The sequence below is a fragment of the Microcystis wesenbergii NRERC-220 genome, from assembly GCF_032027425.1.
Taxonomy (GTDB): Bacteria; Cyanobacteriota; Cyanobacteriia; order Cyanobacteriales; family Microcystaceae; genus Microcystis; species Microcystis wesenbergii_A.
Genome location: NZ_JAVSJA010000001.1, coordinates 4,153,183 through 4,179,780, shown reverse-complemented (window position 1 = coordinate 4,179,780; position 26,598 = coordinate 4,153,183). Strand labels below are relative to the sequence as shown.

Below are 26,598 nucleotides of genomic sequence, written 5' to 3'. Positions count from 1 at the left end.
GAGATTATAATAGTTATGACTTACGATTCAGAATATATCTCGATATTGAAGGTTTAATATGAAAGAATTAAAATCTTTAAATAACAACAGATTAAGCTGGTTTGAATCAGGTAAATCAATAGAATATATTACCAAATACTTAGAAGAAGCTAATCAAAAAATTCGCATTGCCACAGGCTTTTTTACGATTAAAGGTTGGAATTTAGTTCGGGGTTATACTACAGGAAAACAAACCTATATTTTGGTAGGTTTAGATGATCCAGGAGAGCAAAGGGCAAGGATGGCATTAATTCAAGAAATAATGAGAGATGTGCGTATAGGATTAGACAGAGATAGAAGAAAATCAGTTCTTGATATTATAGAAAAAATACAATCAAATCAGTTTGGAATTGTAGATGCCAGAGCCAAAGATCATCATAATAAACTTTACATCTGTGATGAAAAAGCGGCAATTCAAACTTCGTCAAATTTAACTGGTAAAGGATTAAGAGAACAAGTTGAAGGTGGTAATATTATCACTGATAAAACAGAGGTTCTTGCATTAGTTAAAGAATTTGATGATTATTTTGCTGAGGCTAAAGATTTAACTCAAGAACTATTAGAAATTTTACTAAAATGGTTACAGTTTGCTGCACCTTGGGACATTTATCTCAAAACTATGTTGGTTTTAGAAAATATCCAGCCTCCCAAAACTAGATATTCTAAAAAGCCACTTTCCTACCAAATTGACATGATTGCCCAAACTTTACGACAGATCAAAAACTTTGATGGCTCAATGCTGGTTGCTTCAACTGGACTAGGCAAAACTGTTGTAGCGGTTCATGTAGCTCTTCATTTACGAGATGAAGATTTAATTGATAATATCATGGTTATTGGACCTAAAGCCGTCCGCAGCAATTGGCAAAAAGAAATGCGAGAAGCGGGATTACCCTGTGATTATTTTGTGCGGCAAACTTTTGATAGAAAAGATGCTAAACAAGATCATGCCTTGGAATTATTTGAAGATATTTTAGAAGATATTAAAAATCAGCGTTGGTTATTAATTATTGATGAAAGTCAAGAATTTAGAAATCGATTTAAACAAGATTTATTTAATATGACTAAAAAACCAAAAGAAAGATTAGCTTTTATCAAACTTAGAGAATTAGTAAAAAAGGGTAATCTTAAAGTTTTACTTTTAACTGGTTCACCTTATGCTAAAGATATTGAAAATATCAATAATCAACTTTATCTACTTCCTCACACTTGCGAAAGTAAACCTCAAGAATTTGACTTTTTCTTGGAAAAGTGTCCAGAACAGGATCATTTATTTACAGAAGAAAAAAAAGATATTAATGCTTGGTGTATCAACGATATAGATGAATTTATTAATCTTTCTGTAGCTAGTCAATTAACAACTCCTCACGTTGCTAAATATTATGGTCAAAAGGAAGGATTAGAAACCTATATTAATTTTGGTGAAGAAAGACGTTATGTGCCAAATATAATTCTTCATAGCATTAATTTTTCTCTTATTCTTCAAGATGAATTGACTGAAGCAATAGTCAAAGGTTACTTTAACCTTAAATCTAAAAATATCATGTTTAAAGATTTATTTAATCGTTCAGTTAAAATTGCATGGGCAAGTTCGCCCCTCTCACTTCAAGGAGTTTTAGAAAGTATTGCTGATACTCCAGGTGGGGAGAATAGCTATCAGTTTGAGAAACTTGAATTTATGTTTTCTCGTGAAGATAGAGAAAAATTTTTAAGACCTATTATTGCTGAACTGAAACGAATCAATCAGAACCTTAATCAGAACCTTGATCTAAAAGTTAAAATTTTGTCTGCCCTTATCAAAGAGCAGGTATTAGAAAAACAGCAAAAGGTAATTATTTTTTGTGAAAGAAGGGCTACAGTTGCTTATCTTTCTCGGTACTTTATAAGTAATTTTCCCTCTTTAAAAATTGCATATACTATCGAGCAAAGCGAAGATGAAAAAAAATATGAGATGAAGGATAGTAGAGAGATTGAACAGTTAATTAAACAATTTGCTCCTCATTCCAATAAAACAACCGAGAAATTTGCCGAAAATTATGATATTTTTATTTCGACTGATGCCCATGGTGTTGGTGTCAATATGCAAGATGCTTCAGTAGTTATTAATTATGATATTGATTGGACTCCGATCGCACCAGTTCAAAGAGCGGGAAGAATTTTACGTTTCTGGCATTTACCTCGCATCGTTCACATTTATACTTTTGTGCCAACACTAAGCGCAAAGAATAGTAACACTGCACTAAATTATGATTTAGTGGAAATTCAAAAACGATGGAAAAATTTAATGTCTCGTCATCAAGAATCAAAAAAAGTAATTGATTTACCTGTTTTAACTATTGCGGAAACTCAAGAAATTAATATTTCTGAAATGGCATCTCAAGTGACGATTGAATCTGGGGAAATCAATCTTAATGCTTTAGCAGATTTAGACATTTCTCCTTATTATCAACATACAGCAAAACTTCAACTTAATCGTGATTATGCAGAAACCTTATCTGATGATTTAATTAGTGCTAAAATATATTCAGAAAAACATCCCTTACTTTATCTATTAGTTTTACATAAGCAAAATTATCACGGCATTTTTTATAATCCTATTACTAAACAATTAGCTGAACCTGATATTGTTAAAATTTTAGATAAAATTGCCTGTGAAGAAAGTACGCCAGCCGCTAATGTTGACCATGATTTTATTGAAAATTTAAGTGATATTTGCCTTCAAGATTGGTGTCAAAAAAATAAAGTTTTAGCCGATGATGTTGAGCGAATTTGTGCATTATATTTAAAGCCTGAAAATGAAGATGATGATCTAAAATTACTTTTAAATTCAATTAATACTTAATAAGAATAAAATGCTCATCCCCGACTACATCGACAATAAAACCCAAAACCCAAAACCCAATTTGTCGATTTTGAATGAAAGGGAGCATCTCACTTGTGCAATGAGTATTAATGGTTATAGCTGTCAAAAACTAGAAAATCTTCAACTTGATCACAAAGAGAAATGAGATTATAATAGTTATGACTTACTCTCGATGGGAGGAACAATCCAATGTGATCAGAAAATGAAAAAAGAATTCAAGAGTTATCCCGATAGTTGGGAGCGTGTCTCTAGGAGCAATCCCAAATCAAGAAATTTAATAACTTGGGAGAAATAGAGGAGACGGTCAGAGATTTAATGATTCAGTATGTTAACCCAAAAATCGGTATTTTTTGATAAAAACAAGTACAGAAGAAACCGCTGGTCGGACGAGAAAAGTGAAAAGTATTTTAGGTGAATTACCAATTACAGAAAAACAAGCGAAGAAGTTAGAAGTAAAGGTGCATTGGACTAGGCGACTAGGCATGATTTAATTCAACTTCTACATAATAAGATTCGATCCCTTGATTTAATTCCGCAGCAACTTCTAAATAAGACTCAATTGCATCTTGAATATTATTGAGTGCTTCTTCTTTAGTTGTCCCTTGAGAAGCACAACCGGGTAAACTAGGACACCAAACGGCATATCCCTCTTCTGTTTGTTTGAGATTGACTTGATATTGCATATTTTTAAGATCATCCCGTCCTTAATAAAAATTTGGGCAAAACTATTATTATTATAACATCACCTAAGCATTGCGCTACCGCTACCATTGCCTATCTGGTGGGTAGATTATCAGAATCAGATCACAGAGATGAGAGCCAAAAACAATCATAGTTAATCAAATAATCAAAAAAATCATAATTTAGACAGGATTGGATTATTAACTTATAACCGCTCAAACTCATCAACACTTAACCCTGCTTGCCTTAAAATACTGGTAATCGTCCCAATTGTTACCTCTTTATATTTAGGAACAATCGCTGTGCGTTTTCCTTCAGAGGTATCCTTAGCAAACTTAACATGACTTCCCTTTTGACTCACCACTTCAAACCCTGCCGTCTCTAATTTCCGTTTAATTTCACGATAAGATAAAGGCTTAAGCGGCATTAATTTCTACCTCTATTTTTTGCAATTGAGGAATCACTGTTGCACAAGGCGGTTCAAAGTGTAATTCCAAGGCTTCTTGAAGATTTATTAACGCCTCAGTTTCCGTTTCTCCTTGACTTGCCACATCAACCTCTAAACATTGAGCCACAAACCAATTACCCTCTTGAAAAATTCTGGCTGTAAATGCCTGTTTCATCTTAATTTTCCCCCTTTAATATTCTATTATTGTCTATCTTGTCTCAAGTGTTTGCCCAACCGAAGCGCCTCATTTTCCCTTGCTGCCTTCCCTCATTGTTGCCCTACCCCTACCATTATCTCAACTAATTTATGAGCCGATAATTCCTGATTAAGCCAATCCTTTCTCAGTCAACCATCGAGGATTATATAAACGAGATTGATAACGGGACCCACCATCACAAAGAACAGTAACGATGGTGTGGCCTGGCCCCATTTGTTTAGCTAAAGCTACCGCAGCACCAACATTAATACCCACAGAACCCCCCATAAATAAACCATCTTTTTGTAATAGTTGATAAACAACTTTAATGGCAGTGGGATCATCAATTTGAATGGCATCATCTATGGGTGCGCCTTCCATATTAGCGGTAATACGACTATTACCAATCCCTTCAGTAATTGAACTACCTTCCAGGGTAATTGTCCCGGTTTTCACATAACTATATAAACCGCTACCCATCGGATCCGCCACCACACAACGCACCTGCGGATTTTGGTCTTTTAAAAACATCGCCACCCCCGCGTATGTTCCCCCGGTTCCCGTGGCAGCCACCCAAGCATCAATTTTACCGTCGGTTTGTTCCCAGATTTCCCGGCCGGTGGTTTCGTAGTGAGCGCGACGATTAGCCAGATTATCGAATTGATTAGCCCAGATAGCATTTTCCATCTCACTGGCCAATCTCCCCGATAATTTAACGTAATTATTGGCATCTCGGTAGGGAACGGCGGGAACAGTACGCACTTGGGCACCCAATGTTCTCAATAGGTCGATTTTCTCTTGGGATTGGGTATCGGGAATGATAATCAGGCATTTATAACCTTTAGCATTGCAGATATGGGCCAAACCGATGCCAGTATTGCCGGCGGTTCCTTCGACAACGGTTCCCCCCGGTTGGAGAGTACCGGCTTTTTCCGCTTCTTGGATAATATATAAAGCGGCGCGATCCTTGACCGAACCACCGGGGTTAAGAAATTCGGCCTTACCGAGAATCTCGCAGCCGGTTTCCTCGCTAAAACTATTGAGACGAATTAGGGGAGTATTACCCACCGCATCGACGAAACCATTTTTAATATCCATAATCTGTTATTTTTCGTGCTGTTCGTAGGCTGAGACGATTTTTTGTACTAAGGGATGACGCACCACATCGGCCCGCGATAGGTAGCAAAAAGCGATCCCTTCTACTGATTTTAGGATTTTTTGAGCGGCAATTAACCCCGATTCCTGTTGTTGCGGTAAATCGGTTTGGGTGACATCTCCAGTTACTACCATGCGCGAACCGAATCCCAAGCGAGTTAAGACCATTTTTAACTGTGCTGGGGTGGTATTTTGGGCCTCATCAACGATAACAAAAGCATTAGCTAGGGTTCGTCCCCGCATATAAGCTAAGGGAGCGATTTCGATTTTACCCCGTTCCATCAGGTCGGGAATTTTGGCCGCTTCGATAAATTCGTATAAAGCATCGTAAAGGGGACGCAAAAAAGGATCGACTTTTTGCTGTAAATCCCCCGGGAGAAAGCCTAATTTTTCCCCCGCTTCCACAGCCGGACGGGTGAGGATAATCCGTTCTACTTTATCTTCTAATAGAGCTTGTACGGCTAAAACGGCGGCTAAAAAGGTTTTCCCCGTGCCAGCAGGTCCAATACAAAAGGTGATATCGTGACTTTGAATCGCTTGGATATATTGACGCTGACGGAAGGTTTTTGCCCGAATTAGCTCCCCGCGACGGGTACGAGCGAGAATATCCTGCTGTAGTTCTTTATACTCGCTAGAACGCCCCGTATCGAGGGCATGGATAGCGGTCATAATATCGGCTTCGGCGATTAACTTGGCCTCTTGCCATAAAATACTTAAGGAGCGCACAATCGCTGTGGCACGCTCCACGGGGGTTGGTTGCCCCGCAATCCGCAATTCCATGCCTCTGAGGACTAAATTCGCCCCAGTTTGCCTGGCTATCAATTTGAGGTTAGCTTCTTGATGACCCGCTAAAGCGATCGCACTTTCTGAACTGGGGAATTGAATCGTTTGCCAAGTTTCCGTCATGCTTGGGGCTAAATTATCCTTTGGCTGTTTCTACCACTTTAGCAAAAGCGACGGGATCGAGGACAGCTAATTGGGCCAACATTTTCCGATTCAGGAGGATATTAGCTTTCTTTAATTGTCCGGTTAGTTGGCTGTAACTGATGCCCTGTTGACGAGCAGCCGCGTTAATGCGGGTAATCCAAAGACGACGAAAATCGCGTTTACGTTTGCGACGGTCTCTATAGGCATTCCGCAAGGCCTTCATTACCTGTTGGTTAGCGGTACGGAATAAGCGCGAGTGGGAACCGCGAAAACCTTTGGCTAATTTGAGAACTTTTTTGCGTCGCTTGCGGGCGACATTCCCCCGTTTTACTCTAGACATGATAATCCTTTAGACGATTTTTCTGGAAAATTTACAAATAGGGCAACATTAAGCGCACTTCCTTCTCGTCGCGCTCGTGTACCAGGGTAATCTGGGACAAACGACGGCGCTTGCGTTCGGCACTCTTATGATCGAGTAGATGATTTTTGAAGGCTTTGCGACGTTTGATTTTTTTGCCGCTTCCCGTGGCCTCAAATCGTTTGGCCGCCGCCTTTCGCGTTTTTAGCTTGGGCATAAACTCCCTTTTATTAAATCGACACAATCACTAATACTATCACAAATAGAGGACTTTGGGCAAGAAGTGGACCCAAGATTCCTGCTCTTATCCCGACTTTGGCCAGGTCTGTGCTTGGGAATTAAATCAATCGGGAATTTTTCCCCTTCCTCTCGATCGAATCGCTAAGATCTAGATAAAGTCTCGCGTTAACACGCATCTGGAGAAGTTATGGCTAAAACCCTACTAGAACAATTACGGGAATTTACAGTGGTTGTTGCCGATACCGGCGATATCCAAGCGATCGAAGCTTTTACCCCCCAAGATACCACCACTAACCCCTCCCTGATTACGGCCGCGGCCCAAATGCCCCAATATCAGCCGATTGTCGATCAAACCCTGCAAGCGGCCAGAAAAGAATTGGGAAAGCAGGCCACCCCGGAAGATGTGGCCAAATTAGCTTTCGATCGCCTGGCCATCGGTTTTGGTCTACAAATCCTGCAAATCGTCCCCGGCCGCGTCTCGACCGAAGTAGATGCTCGTCTTTCCTACGATACCCAAGCTACCATCGACAAGGCCCGTTATCTCATTTCCCAGTATGAACAAGCGGGTATCTCTAGAGAGCGGGTATCTCTAGAGAAAGAGTCTTAATTAAAATTGCCTCGACTTGGGAAGGGATTAAAGCCGCAGAAGTCCTCGAAAAAGAGGGAATTCACTGTAATTTAACCCTATTATTCGGTTTTCATCAGGCGATCGCCTGTGCGGAGGCGGGAGTAACCTTAATTTCTCCCTTTGTCGGTCGCATTCTCGATTGGTATAAAAAAGAAACTGGTAAAGACTACGTTGGCGCTGAAGATCCTGGAGTCCAATCCGTTACCCAGATATATAACTACTATAAAAAGTTTGGTTATAAAACCGAAGTTATGGGGGCAAGTTTCCGCAATATCGGTGAAATTTGCGAGTTAGCCGGTTGTGATCTTTTAACCATTTCCCCGAAACTTCTCGAACAATTGCAAGGGACAGAAGCCGATTTACCCCGTAAGCTCGATCCAGACCAGGCCGCAACCCTTGATATTGTCAAAATTGACCTGGATCAAGCGACTTTTGAGAAAATGCACGCCGAAGATGCCATGGCTTCCGAAAAATTAACGGAAGGTATTCAAGGTTTTACCAAAGCTTTAGAATTATTAGAACAATTGCTGATTCAACGTTTAACCCAGTTGGAAGGTCAGTCAACCCTAGAACACGCCGCCGAAGATATTTTCCGAGTCTATGACCATGATGGCGATGGTTTCATCACCCGGGAAGAATGGGCGGGAACCGATGCGGTATTCGATGCGATCGATATTAACCATGATGGGAAAATTTCTCCCGATGAGATCGCTGTCGGTTTGGGTGCGGCTTTTCGTTTAGTGGAAGCTTAGAATTAGTCGTGAGTTGAACTAACCGGCATCAGTCCCCACCCGCACTCACCCACCAGTGGGGAAAGTGCAGGGAGTGGGGAGCTTTTTGTGGTGAACAGTAAACATTAACCAGTAATCAGTAATCAGTAATCAGTGAACAGAAAGCTCTGAACTTGCCACTCAATACTATTCACTGAAAACTAAAATCTGATCACTGGTAACTGATCACTGATCACTGATTAAGCTGTCTCTTGGGCAGCGGCTAATTCTGCCAGTTTTCCCTGTTGATCCTTGGCGATACAGGATTGGATCACCTCTTCGATGGCGCCGTCTAAAATGCGATCGAGGGAAAAATTCTGATTTAAGCGATGATCGGTGAGACGATTATCCTTATAGTTATAGGTGCGAATTTTTTCCGAACGGGAACCGGTTCCCACCTGAGAGCGCCGCATGGAACTAACCGCTTCCTGTTGTTCCTGTAACTTCATATCGTACAGTTTCGCCCGGAGAATCTGCATAGCTCGTTCCCGGTTTTGCAATTGCGAGCGCTCTTCGGTGCAGAAAACCCGGATTCCCGTGGGTTTATGGATTAAATCGACCGCAGTTTCCACTTTATTGACATTTTGACCGCCTGCCCCCCCAGATCTAGCCGTGGTTAACTCAATATCCTTGGGATCGATATGCACTTCCACATCGTCCACTTCCGGCATAATCGCCACGGTAGCGGTGGAAGTGTGGACGCGACCACTCGCTTCCGTCAGAGGAACCCGCTGCACCCGGTGGACTCCCGCCTCAAATTTCAGCTTACTATAGACGTTATCGCCTTTAATCTCTAAAATTGCCTCTTTAAATCCTCCCATATCCGCCGGAGATTCACTCAAAAGGCTAACTTTCCAGTTTTGAGTTTCGGCATATTTTGAGTACAAGCGAACTAAATCCCCCGCCCAAATACTGGCCTCATCACCCCCGGTTCCAGCGCGAATTTCTAGCATGATATTCTTTTCATCGAGGGGATCCCGGGGCAGCAGCAGAATGGTTAATTGGTCTTCCAAAGAGGCGATTTTTGCCTCTAATTCTGCCACTTCTAGGGCTGCCATTTCGCGTAATTCGGGATCGCTGGCGGATTCTTTGAAGATTTGTTTCGCACCGATTAAATCCTCTTGACTTTTTTGCCAAATTTCGTAGGTGTTGACCGTTTCCTCTAGGGAAGCGCGGGATTTGGCCAGACGATGCAATTCACCCGGATTACTGGTGACATCGGGATCCGCTAGACGACGGGTTAATTCTTTGTAGGTCTGTTCTACAGATTGCAGTTTGTCTAGTAAATAACTTTCAGCCATAATCGATAATAAATAGGGTTAAACGGGGTTAATTTGAAGATAACCCGCAAATTCACTGGATTAGAAGCGTCTAACAGATAATAGAGACGCAATCCTTTTAATTGTCTTAATTTTCTTGGTTTGGGGTTCTTCGAGCCTGGAAAAATCCCGCCCAACTGCTGAGAGTCAGTCAGTTTTGCTAATACTTAGAAATATTTTTGGGCCAGCAAGCGGCAAGGGAAGACATTTTTTTTCTTAACCAGATTATTCCTATATCTGAAGCTATCATTTTTTGGCTGGTTTGAGCAAGTCATGTTAAATCCTGTTTAAAAGCAGGAAGTGGGGAGATGGGGAGATGGGGAGATGGGGAGCTTTTTTGCTGTGATCGGTAAACGGTAAAGAGTAATCAGCGAACTGAAAACTCAACTCTGATAACTGATAACTGATAACTGATAACTGATCACTGAATACTAAACCTGTCGGAAAGGGGTACAAAAAATGCTAGGATTGCCACAGCACAGAGAAAAGTGAAAGAAAGGAATATAGCTTTACATGGAAGAGTTTGACAAGTCAATATCCTTTGATGGCAGGGATATTCGACTAAAAATAGGGCTTTTAGCCCCCCAAGCTGGCGGTAGTGTTCTGATCCAATCGGGAGAAACGGCGGTTTTAGTGACAGCAACCACAGCCAAAGCCAGAGAAGGAGTAGATTTCCTGCCCTTAACCGTTGATTACGAAGAAAGATTATACGCCGCCGGGCGCATCCCGGGAGGATTTTTGCGTCGTGAAGGTCGTCCCCCGGAAAAAGCAATTCTGACCGGTCGTTTGATTGATCGCCCCCTGCGGCCCCTATTTCCCAGTTGGATGCGGGATGATATTCAGGTGGTCGCTACAACCCTCTCAATGGATGAGGAAGTCCCCCCGGATGTTTTGGCCGTTACGGGGGCCTCCGTGGCGGTTCTGTTGGCGGGGATTCCCTTCCAAGGACCGATGGCAGCGGTGCGCGTCGGTTTATTGGGAGATGAATTTATCATCAATCCCACCTACAAGGAAATCCATAACGGAGAATTGGATCTAGTGGTGGCCGGTAGTCCCGAAGGGGTGGTGATGATCGAAGCGGGAGCCAATCAGTTACCGGAACGGGATATTATTGAGGCGATCGATTTTGGTTATGAAGCGGTCCGCGACCTGATCACCGCTCAACGGGAATTAATCGATCAGTTGGGTATTGCCCTCGTGACGCGGGAAGCGCCGGCAGTAAACGAAACCGTGCAGAATTTTCTGCGAGAACAAGCTAAAGAGGAAATTAAACAGATTCTCTGTCAGTTTACCCTCAGCAAAACCGAACGGGATGAGAAATTAGAGGCGATCGAAAATCGGCTCAAGGAAACTATAACCGCTCTCCCCGATGAAGATCCCTTAAAAGCTCCAACCCTGGAAGAACCGAAGTTAATCGGTAATCTCTTTAAGGATCTGACCAAAAAACTGATGCGCGCCCAAATTATCGAGGATGGGGTGCGGGTTGATGGTCGCAAACTGGACGAAGTACGCCCGATTTCTTGCCGGGTGGGAGTTTTACCCCGTCGGGTTCACGGTAGCGGTTTGTTTAATCGCGGTTTAACCCAAGTGCTTTCGATCGCCACCCTTGGCACCCCCGGTGATGCTCAGGATTTAGGGGACGATCTCCATCCCGAAGATGAAAAACGCTATCTTCATCACTACAATTTCCCACCCTTTTCCGTCGGTGAAACCCGTCCCATGCGTTCTCCCGGCCGTCGAGAAATTGGTCACGGTGCTTTAGCGGAAAGGGCGATCGTACCTGTCCTCCCCCCACAGGAGGAATTTCCCTATGTGCTGCGGGTGGTGTCGGAAGTCCTCTCTTCTAATGGTTCCACCTCCATGGGTTCCGTGTGTGGTTCTACCCTGGCGCTGATGGATGCCGGTGTTCCCCTGAAAAAACCCGTTAGCGGTGCGGCCATGGGTTTAATTAAAGAAGGGGAAGAAGTGCGGATTTTGACCGATATTCAGGGTATTGAGGATTTTCTGGGAGATATGGACTTTAAGGTGGCTGGCACTGATTCCGGCATCACCGCTCTCCAGATGGATATGAAAATCCCCGGTTTAAGCATGGAAGTGGTGGCCAAGGCGATCGAACAAGCTTTACCGGCCCGCAAACATATCCTCGAGAAGATGTTAGCGACCCTAGAAAAACCCCGCACGGAATTATCTCCCCACGCACCCCGGTTATTGACGATCAAGATCGATCCGGATCTGATCGGGTTAGTCATCGGGCCAGGTGGTAAGACGGTTAAAGGGATTACTGAACAGACCGGCACGAAAATCGATATCGATGACGATGGTACTGTCACCATTTCCTCTACCGATGGGGAACAGGCCGAAAAAGCTAAACGACTGATCTACAATATGACCCGCAAACTCAATGAGGGTGAGGTTTATCTCGGTCGCGTGACTCGCATTATCCAAATCGGTGCTTTTGTGGAAGTTTTGCCAGGGAAAGAGGGAATGATCCATATTTCCCAATTGGCCGAGGGACGCGTCGGTAAGGTGGAGGATGAAGTGGCCGTGGGGGATGAGGTGTTAGTTAAGGTACGGGAGATCGATAGTAAAGGTCGTCTCAATCTTACCCGTCTCGGTATTCATCCCGATGAGGCGGCCGCTGCCCGTAAAGCTGCTACTGTAGTCTAGGTAAATTTTTTGTTCATGGTTAACCCTCGATCGCTCGATCGAGGGTTTTTGTTTGATACCTGAAATCGCCTAAGTAGGGTTTGCTGAATAAATCTAAAAACCTGGCAGCATTGACTATAAACTTTCTAACACCTCTTTAGCGGCAGCCAAAGTCCGTTCGATATCGGCCTCTGTGTGAGCTAAGGAAGTAAAACCAGCTTCAAACTGGGAAGGAGCTAGATAAACGCCTCTTTCCAACATTCCTCTGTGAAAACGACCGAATTTAGCCACATCGGCCTTTTTGGCATCTTCATAGTTATGCACGGGGTTGCCAGTGAAAAACATCCCGAACATGGCACTAATATGACCTCCAGAAACGCTATGACCAGCATCTCTGGCCACTTTCAGCAGCCCTTCAGTTAAGGATTTGGTCACTTTATCGAGATATTCGTAGGTGCTGGGGCGCTGGAGTAACTCGAGGGTTTTAATTCCCGCCGTCATAGCCAAAGGGTTGCCGGATAAGGTTCCCGCTTGGTACATCGGGCCGGCTGGAGCCACCATCGCCATAATATCGGCCCGACCGCCGTAGGCCCCCACTGGCAGCCCACCGCCGATAACTTTGCCGAGGGTGGTTAAATCGGGGGTGATGCCGAATTTTTCCTGAGCGCCACCGTAGGCGATGCGGAATCCGGTCATTACCTCATCAAACATTAATAGGGCCCCGTACTCCTTGGTTAATTCCCGCAATCCTTCTAAAAAGCCAGCATCCGGCACGATAAAGCCGGCATTACCCACCACTGGCTCTAAAATCACCCCGGCGATCGAGTCGGGATTTTCGACAAAGAGGGCTTTTACCGCTTCCAGGTCATTGTAGGGGGCGGTTAAAGTGTTGTTAGTGGTGGTTTTGGGAACCCCCGGCGAGTCGGGCAAGCCCAGGGTGGCCACACCAGAGCCGGCTTTAACGAGGAACATATCGGCGTGACCGTGGTAACAGCCCTCGAATTTGATGATTTTATCCCGGCCGGTAAAAGCCCGCATTAAGCGCAGGACGGACATACAGGCTTCGGTGCCGGAATTGACAAAACGCACCATTTCAATGCTGGGAACGGCATCAATCACCATTTCAGCGAGAATATTTTCTTGGACACAGGGAGCGCCGAAACTGGTCCCTTTGTCTAGGGCCTCGTGTAGGGCGGCAATCACTTCGGGATGGGCATGACCACAGATAGCCGGCCCCCAAGTTCCCACATAGTCGATATATTCGTTACCGTCCACGTCGCGAATATAAGCCCCTTTGACGCTTTCAAAAACGATGGGTTGACCACCGACGGATTTAAAGGCGCGCACGGGGGAACTTACACCCCCCGGCATTAATTTTTGAGCGGCTGTAAAGATTTCTTTCGATTTTGTTGTTTGATGCGAAGATGTGCTAACCAATCCTGTCTCCTTGTCTACTTGAGTCTATCGGTTCCGGGAAAGGCCCGGAGCTTTGTTTTGTTAATTTCCTGCTGCTTGTTCCATTTTAAAGATCACCAGCCTACATTTTACGCAATTTTTTCGCCAAGAAAAGTGCTGGTTGGCTAAAGTCTCGCTCTTCTTGACTTATAGCCCCAGGGTTAACAGCTTATAGAATTGGCTGAGAAAGGGCGAAAATTTCACTGTTGACAATTTTTCCACAATCTTTTCAGAATTGCTCAAAACACCCTAGCAATGGGCGAAGTTATTGCTATTGATAGATTTTAGCCCGGAAAGAGCGATCAAAAAAAGCTCTGGTTTTCCACAGATTTTCCACAGGGGAATTCTTGCTATTATTTCTTAGCGTACAAAAAAACTATTCCTGCTATGAAATTTACCAGTAGTCAAAGCGAACTCAACAGCAATTTATCCCTAGTTAGTCGGGCCGTTGCCAGTCGTCCTACCCATCCGGTGTTGGGAAATGTTCTCTTTTGTGCCGATGAGGAAAAGGGCGAAATTAGCCTGACTGCTTTTGATTTGAGTTTAGGGATTCGCACCAGTTTTCGGGCCGAGGTGGTGGAAGGGGGCAAAATTACCCTGCCGGCAAAATTGCTGAACGATATTGTCTCTCGTTTGGGAGAGGGGGAAATCACTATCTCTGTGGAAGAAAACGAGAATGATGAAGAGCATAGTCTCGCTTTCCTGAAAACTGCCTCGGCACAGTTCCAAATTCGCGGTATGAAAGCCGATGAGTTCCCAGAATTGCCCACGGTGGCCGATGGGGAAATTGTTAATTTACCTATAGTTGCCTTGACAGAGGGACTAAAAGGTGCTTTGTTTGCCGCTAGTGGCGATGAAACTAAACAGGTGTTGACGGGGGTACATTTAACTAAAACCGTCGATTGTCTAGAATTTGCCGCTACAGACGGTCATCGTTTAGCGGTGGTACAAACTCCCCTAGAGGAGGTAGAAAGTGCCTCTGGTGGCTTTAATGTCACCATTCCGGCCCGGGCCCTGCGAGAATTGGAAAGAATGATGGCAACAAAACAAAATATCGAGACTATTACTCTGCATGTGGATGATTCTCAAGTCATCTTTGAAATGGGGGAACAGAGGTTAACCAGTCGTAAGTTAGAAGGGGCCTATCCCACTTATAATCAGTTAATTCCTAAATCCTTTGATCGCTCTTTAACTTTAGACCGCAAACAATTAATCCGTTGTTTGGAATTAGTGGCGGTTTTAGCTGACCAAAAGAATAATTTAGTCAAGTTTAGTCTCGATAGCGAAAATGACCGTTTATCCCTAGCGGTGGAATCTCCCGATTTAGGTAGCGCCAAAGAGTCCATGGCGGCGGAAATTCAGGGAGAAAGTGGCGATATTGCCTTTAATGTTAAATATTTGATGGACGGTTTGAAGGCTTTACCCAATAATGATATCCAAATGCGGTTAAATGCTAGTACCCAGCCGGTTATTTTTACTCCCTTGGGAGGTTTAAAGATGACCTATTTGGTAATGCCAGTACAAATTCGTCAGTAATTCTGACTTAATCGAGACCCTGGGATGTGTTTTTAACCTATCCCAAGGCCTTGATTGTGTTGACTCAATCTTATTTTCTAGCCAAAGGATTGGGTTTATTTTCTCTATTTTTGCGATATCCTTGAGAATATTCTTTGGCAAAATCAACTAGAATCGGACAACGAAATTGAGGAAGAAAATTTTAGATTTATCTCACTTCCGTCACAGCCCAGCTATGCAGCAATTGTTAGCATCGGACCACCAGAAGTTGGGCAATTAGCTGAACTTTATTATCCCTGTCAGGACAGCTTCTAGGGAATAAGTTACGGTTTCGTTAGACATTTTGGTAAACTTTCACTTTTGCTTATTTTATCTCTAAAGGACAACTTTTAGGGATTAGGGAAAAAGACGATTTTTCCCAGAATGCCTAGTATTCCTGTCACCAAAATTCCGACAATGCCAAGAAATCCATTAGTGGTAATATTCACCCTTGCATTCAGGTCATCAATACGCTTTTCTATTTCCATAACTTTAGAATCTAGGGCTTTAATATCCCCTCTTATTTCCGATTGTCCTATCTCTAGCTTATTAACATCTCTTTGTAAAGAGTCGATTTTTCCCTCAATCCTTGTCAAGACCGTTTCAAGGGAATAAGTTACGGTTTCGTTAGACATTTGCTAAACTCCTACTTTTGCTTATTTTATCTCTAAAGGACAACTTTTAGGGATTAGGGAAAAAGACGATTTTTCCCAGAATGCCTAGTATTCCTGTCACCAAAATTCCGACAATGCCAAGAAATCCATTAGTGGTAATATTCACCCTTGCATTCAGGTCGTCAATACGCTTTTCTATTTCCATAACTTTAGAATCTAGGGCTTTAATATCCCCTTTTATTTCCGATTGTCCTATCTCTAGCTTAGTGAGACGCTCATTAACATCTCTTTGTAAAGAGTCGATTTTTCCCTCAATCCTTGTCAGGACCGTTTCAAGGGAATAAGTTACAGTTTCGTTAGACATTTGCTAAACTCCTACTTTTGATAACTTTAATTAGGGCTTGCTGAAAAAATAAGATAGGAAAAATTTATGATGCTAAGGGCAACTTCTAGGGGTTGCCAATAAACCCAAAAAGTTTAGCTGCTCCTCCTAAAATAGCAACAACAAGGGCGATCAAAATGCCTCGATTAGTAAACTCTTGATAGGCAACTCTAGCGGTCAATCCGTCAATTTTTGTGCTTAGTCGCTCATCTAAAGCTTTAATTTCTCCTTTAAGTTCTGCCTGTCCGATTTCTAATTGTGTCAGACGTTGATCGATTCTATCAGCTTTGTGGTTGACTTCCTTGATGCTGTCTTTGATTTCCTTAAGAACCGTTTCAAGGGAATAAGTTACAGTTTCGTTAGACATTTGCTAAACTCCCAGAGTTATCCTGCCGCTATCTTAATTATTAATCTTTTTTCTAGTTTAAGATGGCTTACGGTTCACTGCCACGATTGCGCCAGACTTGCCAACCGACGTAACCGAGGAGGAGAGTCGCACCAAAGGCAAAACCCCAACCACTGGGAACATTGGAGAAACCGAGGGCTAAACTGCCCACCCAGAGAGTTAGGGCGTAGATAAATAATACTGTCAAACGGTGAGAGATACCCGCTTTCAGTAAACGATGATGTAAATGACGTTTATCAGCCACAAAAGGGGATTTTCCGCGTTTGAGACGGGAAATAATCACCGTGGACATATCGAGGAGAGGAACCGCGAGGATGAGATAGGGTAATAGGACGGCGGTAACGGCAACGGTAGTCACAGCAGTAGTTTTAGCCAATCCAATCACCGCCACACCCGCGAGGGTAAAACCCATAAAATAGGCCCCACCATCCCCCATAAAAATTTGGGCGGGGTTAAAATTGTAACGCAGAAAACCCAGGGCCCCACCCGCTAAAGCGGCGGCGATAATAGCGGCGGCCGGTTGTCCCATCACCAAAGTTACAATCAAAATAACCACGGCAGATATACCGGAAACTCCCGCCGCTAATCCATCTAAACCGTCAATCCAGTTAATTGCGTTAGCCATCCCCACTAACCAGAGGAGAGTAACTGGCAAACTTAGCCAATGAATTTGTAATAAATCGCCGAAGGGAATAGAGAGGAAATCGATCCTCACCCCAGCTTGCCAAGCTAGAAAAGCGACGCTAAACTGCATTACCAGACGATTGAGGGGCGAAAGATTAAAAAGATCATCCGCTAGACCGATGAGGAAAAAGCCCAAACCGCCTAGGGTTACGCCCCACACTTCCCATTCTCGATCGCTGTTTAAACCAGCAAACCCTCCCAACCACCAAACGATCAGGAGGGCAGTTAAAGCGCCGATAAAGATCGAAACTCCCCCCAGTCGAACCATAGGCTTTTCATGGACCTTCCTTTCGTTGGGTTTATCGACGTAACCGCTTTTCAGTCCGACGGTTCTGACGAGGGGGGTACTCCAAAGTACCACGGTATGGGCGATCAGAAAAGCAATTAGATAGTATAAATCTCCGGACATGGGAATTGGGGGGCGATTTAATTCACAATTGGCAACTGACGGGCAATCGCCAATTATGAGTTTTTATTATCTCTCGTTTTAGGCCAAGGCGGGGACGGAAATATGGAGATGGGGATAGAGGGGGAAGCTTTCACAGAGTTTAGCTACCCGTTGACGGCAAGCAGTTCTCAGGGCTTCATCACCAGGATTAAGGAGAATATCGGCGATGATGTTGCCAATCTCGATAAATTCCGTTTCTCCTAGTCCTCTGGTGGTCATAGCCGGGGAACCCAAGCGCAGACCACTGGTGACAAAAGGAGACTCGGGATCGAAGGGAACAGTGTTTTTATTAGCGGTAATATTGATGGTACTGACCAAGCGATCGGCTTCTTTCCCGGTCATGCCCACGGATCTTAAATCGAGTAACATCAAGTGATTATCCGTACCATCGGTGACAATTTTAATCCCTCTAGCTTTCAACTGACTGGCTAAAGCTTGGGCATTAGCGATTACTTGGCCCGAATAGATTTTAAACTCCGGTTTCAGGGCCTCCCCAAAAGCCACCGCTTTCGCCGCGACCACGTGTTCTAGGGGCCCGCCTTGGGTACCGGGGAAGACGGATTTATCGAATTTTTTGCCTAATTCCTCGTCTTTGGTCATAATTAAACCCCCCCTAGGACCGCGCAGGGTTTTGTGAGTGGTGGTAGTGACCACATCACAGTGGGGTAGGGGGTTAGGATGATGACCGGTGGCCACTAAACCGGCAATATGGGCGATATCTGCCATCAGGTAGGCCCCCACTTCGTCAGCGATGGCCCGGAATTTCTCGAAATCAATCCGGCGCGAGTAGGCAGAATAACCGCAGATAATTAGTTTTGGTTTTTCCTTGCGGGCGATGTCAAGGATGAGATCGTAGTCGAGGAGTTCGCTTTCGGGACTTACTCCGTACTGTACTACTCGGAACCATTTTCCGGAAACGTTAACGGGGGAACCGTGGGTAAGATGACCACCGTGGGAGAGATCCATGCCCATAATCGTATCGCCGGGCTGCAAGAGGGTCAGGAAAACGGCGAAATTAGCTTGGGCGCCAGAGTGGGGTTGTACGTTAGCGTGGTTTGCCCCAAATAGTCGTTTAACCCGATCGATCGCTAATTGTTCCGCTTCATCAACGTATTCGCAACCGCCATAGTAGCGTTTTTTGGGCAGTCCTTCCGCGTATTTGTTGGTTAAAACCGAACCTTGGGCGGCCATGACGGCAGCCGAGGTAAAGTTTTCACTAGCGATTAATTCTAGGTGATCTCTTTGACGTTGCAGTTCTTTTTGCAGAATCCCTGCGATCGCTGGATCCGTCAGGGATAGTATATCTAAGTTCGTATCAGTCACGGTTACTCGATCCTTTCTTTAACAATTTACCTGTAATCATTGGGTCACTTTCTCCATTTTGGCACAATCTCTAATCTTCCGACACACCAGGGAGCTTAATTGCTTCTCTTCGGGATCGATCGTCGATTGTCAACTGTTAGCGGTAAAATCTTCATTTTTAGTCAATAAGTGATATAGCGTTTTTCAGTCTGCTGAGGTACAAAAGTTATGGGTTTTAGGCAAAAGGCAAGAGGCAAAAGTCAAAAGGGAAGAAAAATATGTGTACCTCACTAGCTTAGGAAACGCTATAGTAATATTAGCCAATAGAACCCCCCAAAAGCTGGGATTGAGTGATAAAATCGGAAGTAATGGCCAATTTTATCGGGGAGTTTCCCTTTAAAAATAACAACTCAGTAGAAGTTCTACAAAAAGTTGACAAATCACAAAAATGGGGTGGATTACCTTCAAGACAATCCCCCCGAAAACTACCATTAATTAGGGTTGGCTGAATAAATCTAAAAACCTTGTTGGGTAACATTTTTAGACTTTTTTCCCCTCAAAAAGTGCCAGCCATTGCGGGTATCGGAGGGAAATTTCAAGGACTTTTTCCCTGAAAATTAGGTGGTTGACCCCCTCAAAATCCCTACACCCTACACCCCACACCCTGCCCCCACCAATACACTTTTTCAGCACACCCTAATTATCTGTAATCAACCAGTATTTCTCATCCCTGCGGCAATACCATTAATCGTCATTAAAGCACCCCTTAATAACTCCTCTTTAGAATAGCGGAAATGAATCACACCGGATTGAGCTTGACTATTGTATTGACGTAAACGCTTGAGGAGAGACACCTGTAGAAAACCGAGGGGAACGATCGAACCGTTGCGTAACTGCACCGAGCGCTGTAAATTCGGATCATTATCTAATAAATGTTTCTCGCCGGTGATCTGGAGAACAATCTCGCTAGTGCGATTATATTCCTCTTTGATCCTTTCAAACAGACGTTGAAAACGTTCTCGATCTTCCTGTTTAGAAAGTTCACTGACGTAGTGATAGGCCATCTGTAGGTCCACCTTCGATAGAGTCATGTCTGCCTTAGAAATCACCATCTGGAAGAAAGGCCACTTGTGATAAAAATGGCGTAACAATTCCAAATTTCTGCTAGGAGAATCATCGAGAAACATCTGTAAAGCTGTCCCTAAACCATACCAAGCCGGTAAAAGAAAACGGGTTTGGGTCCAACTAAATACCCAGGGAATTGCCCGCAGGGTAGTTAAATCCTGTTGACCACTTTTCCGGCGCGCCGGTCGGGAACTAATCTGTAAAAGACTAATTTCAGGAATGGGAGTTACAGACAGGAAGAAGTCTAAAAAGTCCGGTTCTTCATAAATCAAACTGCGATAGGTTTGCCGTGAACGGGTGGCCAACTCCTCCATGATGCGATTCCAGGGTTCGAGATCATCAAAACCACTGCCCAGTAAACTTGCCTGTATGACTGCCGTTACGGCCGTTTCGAGGTTATACAAGGCCAATTCTGGTAAAGAGTATTTCGAGGCTAAAACCTCGCCTTGTTCGGTGATTTTAATGCGACCGTTAATAGTTCCCCGGGGTTGGGCGAGGATAGCGGCGTAGGCCGGTCCACCACCCCGACCGACGGAACCGCCCCGGCCATGAAAAAGACGTAGATTCACGCCGTATTGTTTAGCGGTTTTTTGTAAAGCCTTCTGGGCCTTATGAATTTCCCAATTACTGCTCAAAAAGCCAGAATCCTTGTTACTATCGGAGTAACCCACCATAATCTCCTGTAAATTACCCGGTTCGAGGATGGCCGGTTCCGGGGTCACGTCCTCCCCGTTTAAAGCCGCTAAATGGTCGTAACCGCCGGCCAGGGCTGCTCGATAGAGGGGCAATTCAAACAAAGTCTGCATGATGCCGGGGGCGTGTTTGAGGTCATCGACGGTTTCAAAGAGGGGAACGATGCGGAGGGAACTGCGGCTAGTGGCGGGGTCGTATAAACCAGCTTCTTGGGCTAATAACAGCACTTCTAGCACATCGCTGACCTCGTTGGTCATGCTGATAATGTAGGTTTGGCAGATTTCCAGACCGAATTCCCCTTGCAGACTTCTTAAAACTCGCAGGGTTTCAATGGTTTCGCAGGTTCTTTCCGAGAAGGGCATTTCCCGGGGAATTAAGGGCCGACGGGTTTTTAATTCCCCCACTAACCAGGCGATTTTTTCTGATTCGGTTAATTTGCCGTAGGGTTTTGGTAAAACTCCGAGATAGGCGGCGATTTCTTCGATACATTCGGCGTGACGGGTGGATTCTTGCCGAAAATCTAACTGAGTCAGGACAAAGCCAAAAATCTCCACTTGGGCGATCAGTCGATCGAGTTCTTGACAGGAAAGACCGGTTTGCAAGAGACTGCGCTTTAATAGCTGTAATTCGGCTAAAAACTCGGAACCGGAGCGATAGATGTTGGTTTCGTTGAGTTTAGTTAATAATTGTCGTTCTTCCGGGTCATTGAGGCGATTATTGCGATCACGGGTATTTTCCAGACGTTTTTGAATAAAGGCCAATTTGAGGCGATAGGGTTCCTGACGGTAGCGGATTGCTAACTGGCTATAGATTTCAGGCATTTGCTGTTTATCTCTGTCCAGGGAGTCCAGCAACTCCGGCAAGACATGACACCAGTGCAGGGAGGCACTTAAAATACTGGTCAGGTCGCGAATAGCATCGAGATATTTTTTAATAACGAGATTGCGCTGATAACAGCAGGTTTTCCAGGTGACTTCGGGGGTAACGGAGGGATTGCCATCCCGATCCCCCCCAACCCAAGAACCGAAGCGACAGAAGTTATTTTTTGGCGCTTGTAAACGGGGAAAGGAGGATTCTAGACTTTGCTGCAGACGCAGGGTTAACTGGGGGAGGGAATCAAAGAGAACTTCATCGAAGTAGTGCAGGGCATAATCCACTTCATCGACGACGGTGGGTTTAAATTGGTGTAGTTCATCTGTTCGCCACCAAAAACGGATTTCTTCTTTTAACTGTTTGGTTACTGTTTGTGCTTCTCTGGAGTTGGTTAACCCCATACTGCGAAAGATTTCTTCTGCTTGGTCGAGTTTTTCGAGAATGCCTGAGATACGGCGCTGTTTAATGCGAATGGTGTGACGGACAATTTCCGTGGGGTGGGCCGTAAAAACCAGACAAATATCTAACTGATCGAGAAGACGCTGGATTTCTTGGGGGGGGACGTTAACCTGTTTGAGATAGGGAAATAACCAGTGAAATAGTCCCGATTTTGGGCTGGAGTGATCGGACTCGTTCAGGGTTTTTTCTAGCCAATCGGCCCCGACAATGGTGGCTAAAATGCTTTTTTGCGTTGGGTCAGCCTTGGGACTTTCGTTTTCTTCCCCGATCACCGTCCGTCGCAGTAGTTGCTGATCCCTTTGTTCGTAGTGTTGTTCGATGATATTGATTAACTGGAAATAGAGGGCAAAAGCGCGGGTGACTTTGATCGCTTCCCCTAGTTCCAAGTCTTCGATCATTTTGGCGATCATTGCTTCTGGACTATCATCGGTCACTTGTCCTTCCTCAGAACAGAGATGGCGCAGTAATTCCAGTAAATCGACTAATTCTTGACCACATTCGGAGACTAAGACTTCTTTCCATAAATCTTCGATTAATTTCAGTCTTTGCTGCAGAAATAGGTTAGAAGTGGTGAAAATATCCGGTTCGGTTTCGGTTGAGGGGACAAGGACGCTCATAATTTTAATCAGTAATCGGTAATCAGTAATCAGTAATCAGTAATCAGTAATCAGTAATCAGTAAACAGTGATTCAGTGACCAGTAAAAATAGGGATTAACTGCCTTAAAATGAAAAACTCTATCAAACCAATAACTGATCACTGATCACTGATAGATCGGGATTAGTTCTTAGGGTTGGTTAAAAATGAGATTATATCCCCAAGAATCATATTTTTTCGGATTTTTAACAAAAATTTCACTATTCTTGCTTCTTTTCAGAGGGCAAAAGGATTTTTTTTCTTGGTGACTTTTTCCAGAAAAGATTATTGGTCACTGTTGACCGGCAACTGATCGGGAATATTGAGCAGGGGCAAGCGATCGCCGCGAAACAATTCCTCACTTTCTTGGCCCAATTCAATTAACCAATGATTGAGGGAACGCAAGGCCAGATAGGAGAGAAGAAAGGGACTGACCGCTAGACTAAGCCAAAGCTTGATCGGTTGAGTTTTCATGGCAATTTCTCGGTTAAAGGACGGCGTTTGATGCGACGAATCGGAAAATTAGCAATCAGGGCGGTAGTTCGTTGGTCACTTTCTAGGAGTAACTCGGTTTCCTCGGTGTCGATATCAAGATAACGACTGACCACTTCTAAGATTTCTTGACGCATCATATTGAGAAGTTCGGGACTAAGATCGGTGCGATCATGGGCTAAAATAAGTTTTAAGCGTTTTTTAGCTTGGTCGCCACTTTTGCCCGAACTGCGCCATGCAAGAAGTTTATCGATCAGGTCATTCATAGTAGGTTAAGGGGTTGAGATGAGAGAGTTTAAGGCCCAAATAAGCGACGACGCAGACGGGTAAGAAAACCTTCTTGACCGGCCATTAAATCTAGAAACGGCACATCGCGACCCTGTAAACGTTGGGCAATGTTTCTAAAGGCCATGGCAGGGGGAGAGGTCTTCTCCTCTAATACTAATGGTTCCCCTTTATTAGTGGAAATAATAATTCTTTGATCGTCGGGAATAATCCCTAAAAGGGGAATTACCAAGAGGTCGAGAATATCCTCAACGCTGATCATCTGGTTAAGTTGGATCATTTCCGGCCGCAGTCGGTTGACAATCAGACGGATACTTTTAATATCTTCGCTTTCTAGTAATCCCACCACGCGATCGGCATCTCTCACCGCCGACATTTCTGGGGTAGTAACGATGATCGCTTCTTGGGCAGGGGCGATCGCATTGCGAAAACCCATTTCAATTCCTGCCGGGCAATCAATCAATACATAGTCATAACTTTTTGACAATTGGGCGACTAAATCCTTCATTTGATCGCCAGTAATTGCCTCTTTTGTGCGATTTTGTGCTGCCGGTAATAGGACCAGATTTTCCTGTCTTTTATCCTTAACTAAAGCTTTATCAAGGCTACAATCTCCCGCCACCACATCGAGGGCAGTATAAACGATACGCTGTTCTAATCCTAACAATAAATCGAGATTTCTCAGTCCGAAATCGGCATCGACAAGGGCGACTCGACAGCCTAATTGAGATAAAGCTGAACCTAAGTTCGCCGTTACTGTCGTTTTACCGACTCCTCCCTTTCCTGATGTCACCACAATTACACGAGCCATAATTTATATCAGTTATCAGTTATCAGTTATCAGTTATCAGTTATCAGTTACCGGTTATCAGTTATCAGTTATCAGTTATCAGTTATTGGTTTGATAGAGTTTTTCATTTCAAAGCAGTTAGTCCCTATGTTTACTGGTCACTGAATCACTGTTTACTGTTCACTGTTTACCAGTCGCCGCTCACTTTTTTTCGACCCATCCCACTTGATCTTTAAAGGTGTAGGTTCTGGAAAAATTATAAGCCCCAATGATGCGAATTCCTCCTTCGCTGATACAGGCAATTTCTGGTTCCATGCGATCGCTATGCAAAGCCGGGGACCGTGCCACTAATTCGGCGATTCTCAGTTGAGTTAAGTCGATTCGCAGGGCCATAATTACCGCTGCTCGATCGCCGCGAAATCCGGCATGGGCCACACCGCGCAAACTCCCCCAAACTAATATATCGCCATCGGCGACGAGGGAGCCGCCGGGGTTGACATCGCCCATGATTATAACTGTACCGGGGTGACGGATTTCTACACCCGATCGCAGGGTGGTTTTTAAGTACAAAGGTTCAGCGAGGGGGGATTGGGGCGGTTGATTCTCCCCGAAAAACGTGGGATTCGAGCGCATTTGTTCGACATTGTAACCCATAGTTGCCGCTGCCACTGCGGTTTGTCTTCTTTGGGTTTGGATGGTGTGCAGGGGTAATTCGGCGCTGTCTAAAATTGTCGCAATCGCTTGTAGTTGGCGCGTATCCATCAGGCGATCGTTGGCCTCTAGGTGTACTGGTGTTCTAGGGGGGCAGTTTTGGCCGCTATTACGGAGATAATATTTCAATCCTGTCAAGATATCTGTCCAATCCTGACTTGTCTCCCTGGCACTGGTTTTGGGCAAAATTAGCACCAATTTCTCGCCCTCACTTTTTAGGTGGATTTGGGCGTATCTCGACCTTACCGAGGCTGATGGCTCAATTTTTTCGGTTTCTAAGTCAATTTCTTGATTTAATTCGGGTTTAGTTTCATCCATAGAGATAATTTTTTACTTAAAAAAGACAAAGGGCAAAATAGCGATCAGTAAACCGACGGAAGCGGTAATCAGTGAAGTGCCTCATACCATTTTTCAAAAGTAATGGCAGCGATGGTTAATGCCTGCTACAAATCAATAATTCTCTCATTTCTGCCGGACTTATTGCCCTTAGTCGGGTTACTTTTGACTTGATGGCGGCGGGTGGATTTGGGGCAAATGCAAAGCCGGATCCTGCGCTATCCAACCGACGGGAGTATCTAAGCGCACCTCAAAATGAAGATGGGGGGGAATAATATCCGGTTGTCCCGTGGTGCCAACCGCACCGATAACGTCTCCTGCTCGTACCCGTTGGTCAATTCTCACTGTCACCCTGCTTAAATGGGCATAACGGGTCTGCCGGCGACCTAAATGATTAATTACTACCAAATTACCATAGGCCCCCTCCTGACCCACATAAATCACTAGACCATCCTCGGCCGCTAAAACACTTGTACCAATATCTGCGAGAAGATCAATACCACTATGAAAGAGATTTTTCTGTTCCGTGGGACTTTTTTGCCAACCGTAGGTTAAGCCAGCACTACTAGCAAAGGGTAAGGGATAAGAACTTAATCCAGTATAATCCGATCGCTTGCCCGTGGCGGACCAATTGGTGCCGGGTATAAAAACTATTGTCGGCCGGCGACCACAACCGTTAAGCTCAAAGAGTATATCGGCACGAATACCTGATGCCGCTTCTAAATCGCGCCAAGTGGAACCCTTGGGTGCTTCGATGCGAATGCCGTTCATCGGGGGAATAAAGATTTCTTTCCCGACGGGGGCCAAACCATTTTTGAGAATAGTCGGATTGAGTTTAATTATCGTTGCCGGGATGAGAGCGTATTTTTCGGCGATTGAGGCGATCGTTTCTCCCGCTTGGATTTTATGGCGTTGTAACCTTGATAAAATCGGCAGGGGACAAACATTATCAGACCCTTGGGCAAAAATTAATTTTTGATTTAAGGTCAAAAAACCTAGACAAAAAAACAAAATTGTGCTAATGAAACTTAGCCAACTTTTCTCACTTTTGATTCTCCGACCCATGACCATAAAAAAAGCGATTTCT

General features: G+C 44.3%; 23 protein-coding genes and 2 pseudogenes. 5 read left to right on the top strand and 20 right to left on the bottom strand.

Annotated elements, in window-relative coordinates:
* Window positions 1–58: 58 nt before the first annotated feature.
* Both RAM70_RS20180 and RAM70_RS20175 read left to right on the top strand, forming a co-directional pair.
* Window positions 59–2,878, top strand: a complete 2,820-nt coding sequence (locus RAM70_RS20180) for a helicase-related protein (protein WP_312675326.1) — start codon at window positions 59–61, stop codon at window positions 2,876–2,878.
* 255 nt (window positions 2,879–3,133) lie between these two features.
* A pseudogene (locus tag RAM70_RS20175) lies at window positions 3,134–3,357 on the top strand (ISKra4 family transposase); the annotation flags it as partial.
* 18 nt (window positions 3,358–3,375) lie between these two features.
* On the opposite strand, the gene RAM70_RS20170 reads toward RAM70_RS20175, so the two are convergent.
* From RAM70_RS20170 to rpmI, 7 genes are all read right to left on the bottom strand, one after another.
* On the bottom strand, window positions 3,376–3,582 hold the full coding sequence (locus tag RAM70_RS20170; RefSeq protein ID WP_312675324.1) for a type II toxin-antitoxin system HicB family antitoxin: 207 nt from the start codon (window positions 3,580–3,582) through the stop codon (window positions 3,376–3,378).
* Between the two features lie 203 nt (window positions 3,583–3,785).
* Window positions 3,786–4,007: a type II toxin-antitoxin system HicA family toxin gene (locus tag RAM70_RS20165; RefSeq protein WP_312675322.1), complete on the bottom strand. Its 222-nt coding sequence runs from the start codon at window positions 4,005–4,007 to the stop codon at window positions 3,786–3,788.
* Complete coding sequence (locus RAM70_RS20160; protein WP_149986322.1) at window positions 3,997–4,203, bottom strand: type II toxin-antitoxin system HicB family antitoxin; 207 nt, start codon at window positions 4,201–4,203, stop codon at window positions 3,997–3,999. Before RAM70_RS20160 ends, RAM70_RS20165 begins: the two co-directional genes overlap by 11 nt.
* Before the next feature lie 150 nt (window positions 4,204–4,353).
* Window positions 4,354–5,322, bottom strand: coding sequence for a cysteine synthase A (locus tag RAM70_RS20155; RefSeq protein WP_312675318.1), 969 nt, complete (start codon window positions 5,320–5,322; stop codon window positions 4,354–4,356).
* A 6-nt stretch (window positions 5,323–5,328) separates the two neighbouring features.
* A complete protein-coding gene (locus RAM70_RS20150; RefSeq protein ID WP_002772048.1) occupies window positions 5,329–6,285 on the bottom strand; it encodes a PhoH family protein in 957 nt (318 codons plus the stop codon).
* Between the two features lie 13 nt (window positions 6,286–6,298).
* The gene (rplT, locus tag RAM70_RS20145; RefSeq protein WP_002739593.1) at window positions 6,299–6,646 is read right to left on the bottom strand and encodes a 50S ribosomal protein L20; all 348 of its coding nucleotides are present in this window, start codon (window positions 6,644–6,646) and stop codon (window positions 6,299–6,301) included.
* A gap of 31 nt (window positions 6,647–6,677) precedes the next feature.
* The gene (gene rpmI, locus RAM70_RS20140; protein ID WP_002781071.1) at window positions 6,678–6,881 is read right to left on the bottom strand and encodes a 50S ribosomal protein L35; all 204 of its coding nucleotides are present in this window, start codon (window positions 6,879–6,881) and stop codon (window positions 6,678–6,680) included.
* A 210-nt stretch (window positions 6,882–7,091) separates the two neighbouring features.
* Here rpmI and RAM70_RS20135 point away from each other — a divergent pair.
* Window positions 7,092–8,284: pseudogene (locus RAM70_RS20135) on the top strand (transaldolase).
* Between the two features lie 218 nt (window positions 8,285–8,502).
* On the opposite strand, the gene prfA reads toward RAM70_RS20135, so the two are convergent.
* Window positions 8,503–9,603: a peptide chain release factor 1 gene (gene prfA / locus RAM70_RS20130; protein ID WP_045358779.1), complete on the bottom strand. Its 1,101-nt coding sequence runs from the start codon at window positions 9,601–9,603 to the stop codon at window positions 8,503–8,505.
* Window positions 9,604–10,134: 531 nt separating this feature from the next.
* Between prfA and RAM70_RS20125 the strand changes: the two genes are divergently transcribed.
* On the top strand, window positions 10,135–12,288 hold the full coding sequence (locus tag RAM70_RS20125; protein WP_312675313.1) for a polyribonucleotide nucleotidyltransferase: 2,154 nt from the start codon (window positions 10,135–10,137) through the stop codon (window positions 12,286–12,288).
* A 114-nt stretch (window positions 12,289–12,402) separates the two neighbouring features.
* Here RAM70_RS20125 and hemL read toward each other — a convergent pair whose 3' ends face one another.
* The gene (hemL, locus tag RAM70_RS20120; RefSeq protein WP_287999614.1) at window positions 12,403–13,704 is read right to left on the bottom strand and encodes a glutamate-1-semialdehyde 2,1-aminomutase; all 1,302 of its coding nucleotides are present in this window, start codon (window positions 13,702–13,704) and stop codon (window positions 12,403–12,405) included.
* 405 nt (window positions 13,705–14,109) lie between these two features.
* Between hemL and dnaN the strand changes: the two genes are divergently transcribed.
* Complete coding sequence (dnaN, locus tag RAM70_RS20115) at window positions 14,110–15,258, top strand: DNA polymerase III subunit beta (RefSeq protein WP_312675309.1); 1,149 nt, start codon at window positions 14,110–14,112, stop codon at window positions 15,256–15,258.
* 368 nt (window positions 15,259–15,626) lie between these two features.
* On the opposite strand, the gene RAM70_RS20110 is transcribed toward dnaN, so the two are convergent.
* The 11 genes from RAM70_RS20110 to RAM70_RS20060 form a co-directional block, all read right to left on the bottom strand.
* Window positions 15,627–15,911, bottom strand: coding sequence for a hypothetical protein (locus tag RAM70_RS20110; protein ID WP_045358784.1), 285 nt, complete (start codon window positions 15,909–15,911; stop codon window positions 15,627–15,629).
* A gap of 46 nt (window positions 15,912–15,957) precedes the next feature.
* Complete coding sequence (locus tag RAM70_RS20105; RefSeq protein ID WP_045358785.1) at window positions 15,958–16,254, bottom strand: DUF4164 family protein; 297 nt, start codon at window positions 16,252–16,254, stop codon at window positions 15,958–15,960.
* Between the two features lie 85 nt (window positions 16,255–16,339).
* Window positions 16,340–16,639, bottom strand: a complete 300-nt coding sequence (locus tag RAM70_RS20100; protein ID WP_045358786.1) for a replication protein RepU — start codon at window positions 16,637–16,639, stop codon at window positions 16,340–16,342.
* A gap of 67 nt (window positions 16,640–16,706) precedes the next feature.
* Window positions 16,707–17,771, bottom strand: a complete 1,065-nt coding sequence (locus tag RAM70_RS20095; RefSeq protein WP_080754268.1) for a glycosyltransferase family 4 protein — start codon at window positions 17,769–17,771, stop codon at window positions 16,707–16,709.
* Window positions 17,772–17,849: 78 nt separating this feature from the next.
* The gene (gene glyA, locus RAM70_RS20090; protein WP_312675303.1) at window positions 17,850–19,133 is read right to left on the bottom strand and encodes a serine hydroxymethyltransferase; all 1,284 of its coding nucleotides are present in this window, start codon (window positions 19,131–19,133) and stop codon (window positions 17,850–17,852) included.
* Between the two features lie 689 nt (window positions 19,134–19,822).
* A complete protein-coding gene (gene ppc / locus RAM70_RS20085) occupies window positions 19,823–22,879 on the bottom strand; it encodes a phosphoenolpyruvate carboxylase (RefSeq protein WP_045358790.1) in 3,057 nt (1,018 codons plus the stop codon).
* A gap of 303 nt (window positions 22,880–23,182) precedes the next feature.
* Complete coding sequence (locus tag RAM70_RS20080; RefSeq protein WP_045358791.1) at window positions 23,183–23,371, bottom strand: hypothetical protein; 189 nt, start codon at window positions 23,369–23,371, stop codon at window positions 23,183–23,185.
* A complete protein-coding gene (gene minE, locus RAM70_RS20075) occupies window positions 23,368–23,655 on the bottom strand; it encodes a cell division topological specificity factor MinE (RefSeq protein WP_045358792.1) in 288 nt (95 codons plus the stop codon). Before minE ends, RAM70_RS20080 begins: the two co-directional genes overlap by 4 nt.
* A gap of 29 nt (window positions 23,656–23,684) precedes the next feature.
* Window positions 23,685–24,485: a septum site-determining protein MinD gene (gene minD / locus RAM70_RS20070; RefSeq protein ID WP_045358793.1), complete on the bottom strand. Its 801-nt coding sequence runs from the start codon at window positions 24,483–24,485 to the stop codon at window positions 23,685–23,687.
* Between the two features lie 180 nt (window positions 24,486–24,665).
* Complete coding sequence (gene minC, locus RAM70_RS20065; protein ID WP_312675301.1) at window positions 24,666–25,493, bottom strand: septum site-determining protein MinC; 828 nt, start codon at window positions 25,491–25,493, stop codon at window positions 24,666–24,668.
* 177 nt (window positions 25,494–25,670) lie between these two features.
* Entirely contained in the window at window positions 25,671–26,582 is a 912-nt protein-coding gene (locus tag RAM70_RS20060; RefSeq protein WP_312675298.1) for a LysM peptidoglycan-binding domain-containing M23 family metallopeptidase, read from the bottom strand.
* Between the last annotated feature and the right edge of the window lie 16 nt (window positions 26,583–26,598).

Coding starts and splice junctions, on each gene's coding strand:
- RAM70_RS20180 (WP_312675326.1), top strand. CDS start 59: ATGAAAGAATTAAAATCTTTAAATAACAACAGATTAAGCTGGTTTGAA.
- RAM70_RS20170 (WP_312675324.1), bottom strand. CDS start 3,582: ATGCAATATCAAGTCAATCTCAAACAAACAGAAGAGGGATATGCCGTT.
- RAM70_RS20165 (WP_312675322.1), bottom strand. CDS start 4,007: ATGCCGCTTAAGCCTTTATCTTATCGTGAAATTAAACGGAAATTAGAG.
- RAM70_RS20160 (WP_149986322.1), bottom strand. CDS start 4,203: ATGAAACAGGCATTTACAGCCAGAATTTTTCAAGAGGGTAATTGGTTT.
- RAM70_RS20155 (WP_312675318.1), bottom strand. CDS start 5,322: ATGGATATTAAAAATGGTTTCGTCGATGCGGTGGGTAATACTCCCCTA.
- RAM70_RS20150 (WP_002772048.1), bottom strand. CDS start 6,285: ATGACGGAAACTTGGCAAACGATTCAATTCCCCAGTTCAGAAAGTGCG.
- rplT (WP_002739593.1), bottom strand. CDS start 6,646: ATGTCTAGAGTAAAACGGGGGAATGTCGCCCGCAAGCGACGCAAAAAA.
- rpmI (WP_002781071.1), bottom strand. CDS start 6,881: ATGCCCAAGCTAAAAACGCGAAAGGCGGCGGCCAAACGATTTGAGGCC.
- prfA (WP_045358779.1), bottom strand. CDS start 9,603: ATGGCTGAAAGTTATTTACTAGACAAACTGCAATCTGTAGAACAGACC.
- RAM70_RS20125 (WP_312675313.1), top strand. CDS start 10,135: ATGGAAGAGTTTGACAAGTCAATATCCTTTGATGGCAGGGATATTCGA.
- dnaN (WP_312675309.1), top strand. CDS start 14,110: ATGAAATTTACCAGTAGTCAAAGCGAACTCAACAGCAATTTATCCCTA.
- RAM70_RS20110 (WP_045358784.1), bottom strand. CDS start 15,911: ATGTCTAACGAAACCGTAACTTATTCCCTTGAAACGGTCTTGACAAGG.
- RAM70_RS20105 (WP_045358785.1), bottom strand. CDS start 16,254: ATGTCTAACGAAACTGTAACTTATTCCCTTGAAACGGTCCTGACAAGG.
- RAM70_RS20100 (WP_045358786.1), bottom strand. CDS start 16,639: ATGTCTAACGAAACTGTAACTTATTCCCTTGAAACGGTTCTTAAGGAA.
- RAM70_RS20095 (WP_080754268.1), bottom strand. CDS start 17,771: ATGTCCGGAGATTTATACTATCTAATTGCTTTTCTGATCGCCCATACC.
- ppc (WP_045358790.1), bottom strand. CDS start 22,879: ATGAGCGTCCTTGTCCCCTCAACCGAAACCGAACCGGATATTTTCACC.
- RAM70_RS20080 (WP_045358791.1), bottom strand. CDS start 23,371: ATGAAAACTCAACCGATCAAGCTTTGGCTTAGTCTAGCGGTCAGTCCC.
- minE (WP_045358792.1), bottom strand. CDS start 23,655: ATGAATGACCTGATCGATAAACTTCTTGCATGGCGCAGTTCGGGCAAA.
- minD (WP_045358793.1), bottom strand. CDS start 24,485: ATGGCTCGTGTAATTGTGGTGACATCAGGAAAGGGAGGAGTCGGTAAA.
- minC (WP_312675301.1), bottom strand. CDS start 25,493: ATGGATGAAACTAAACCCGAATTAAATCAAGAAATTGACTTAGAAACC.
- RAM70_RS20060 (WP_312675298.1), bottom strand. CDS start 26,582: ATGGTCATGGGTCGGAGAATCAAAAGTGAGAAAAGTTGGCTAAGTTTC.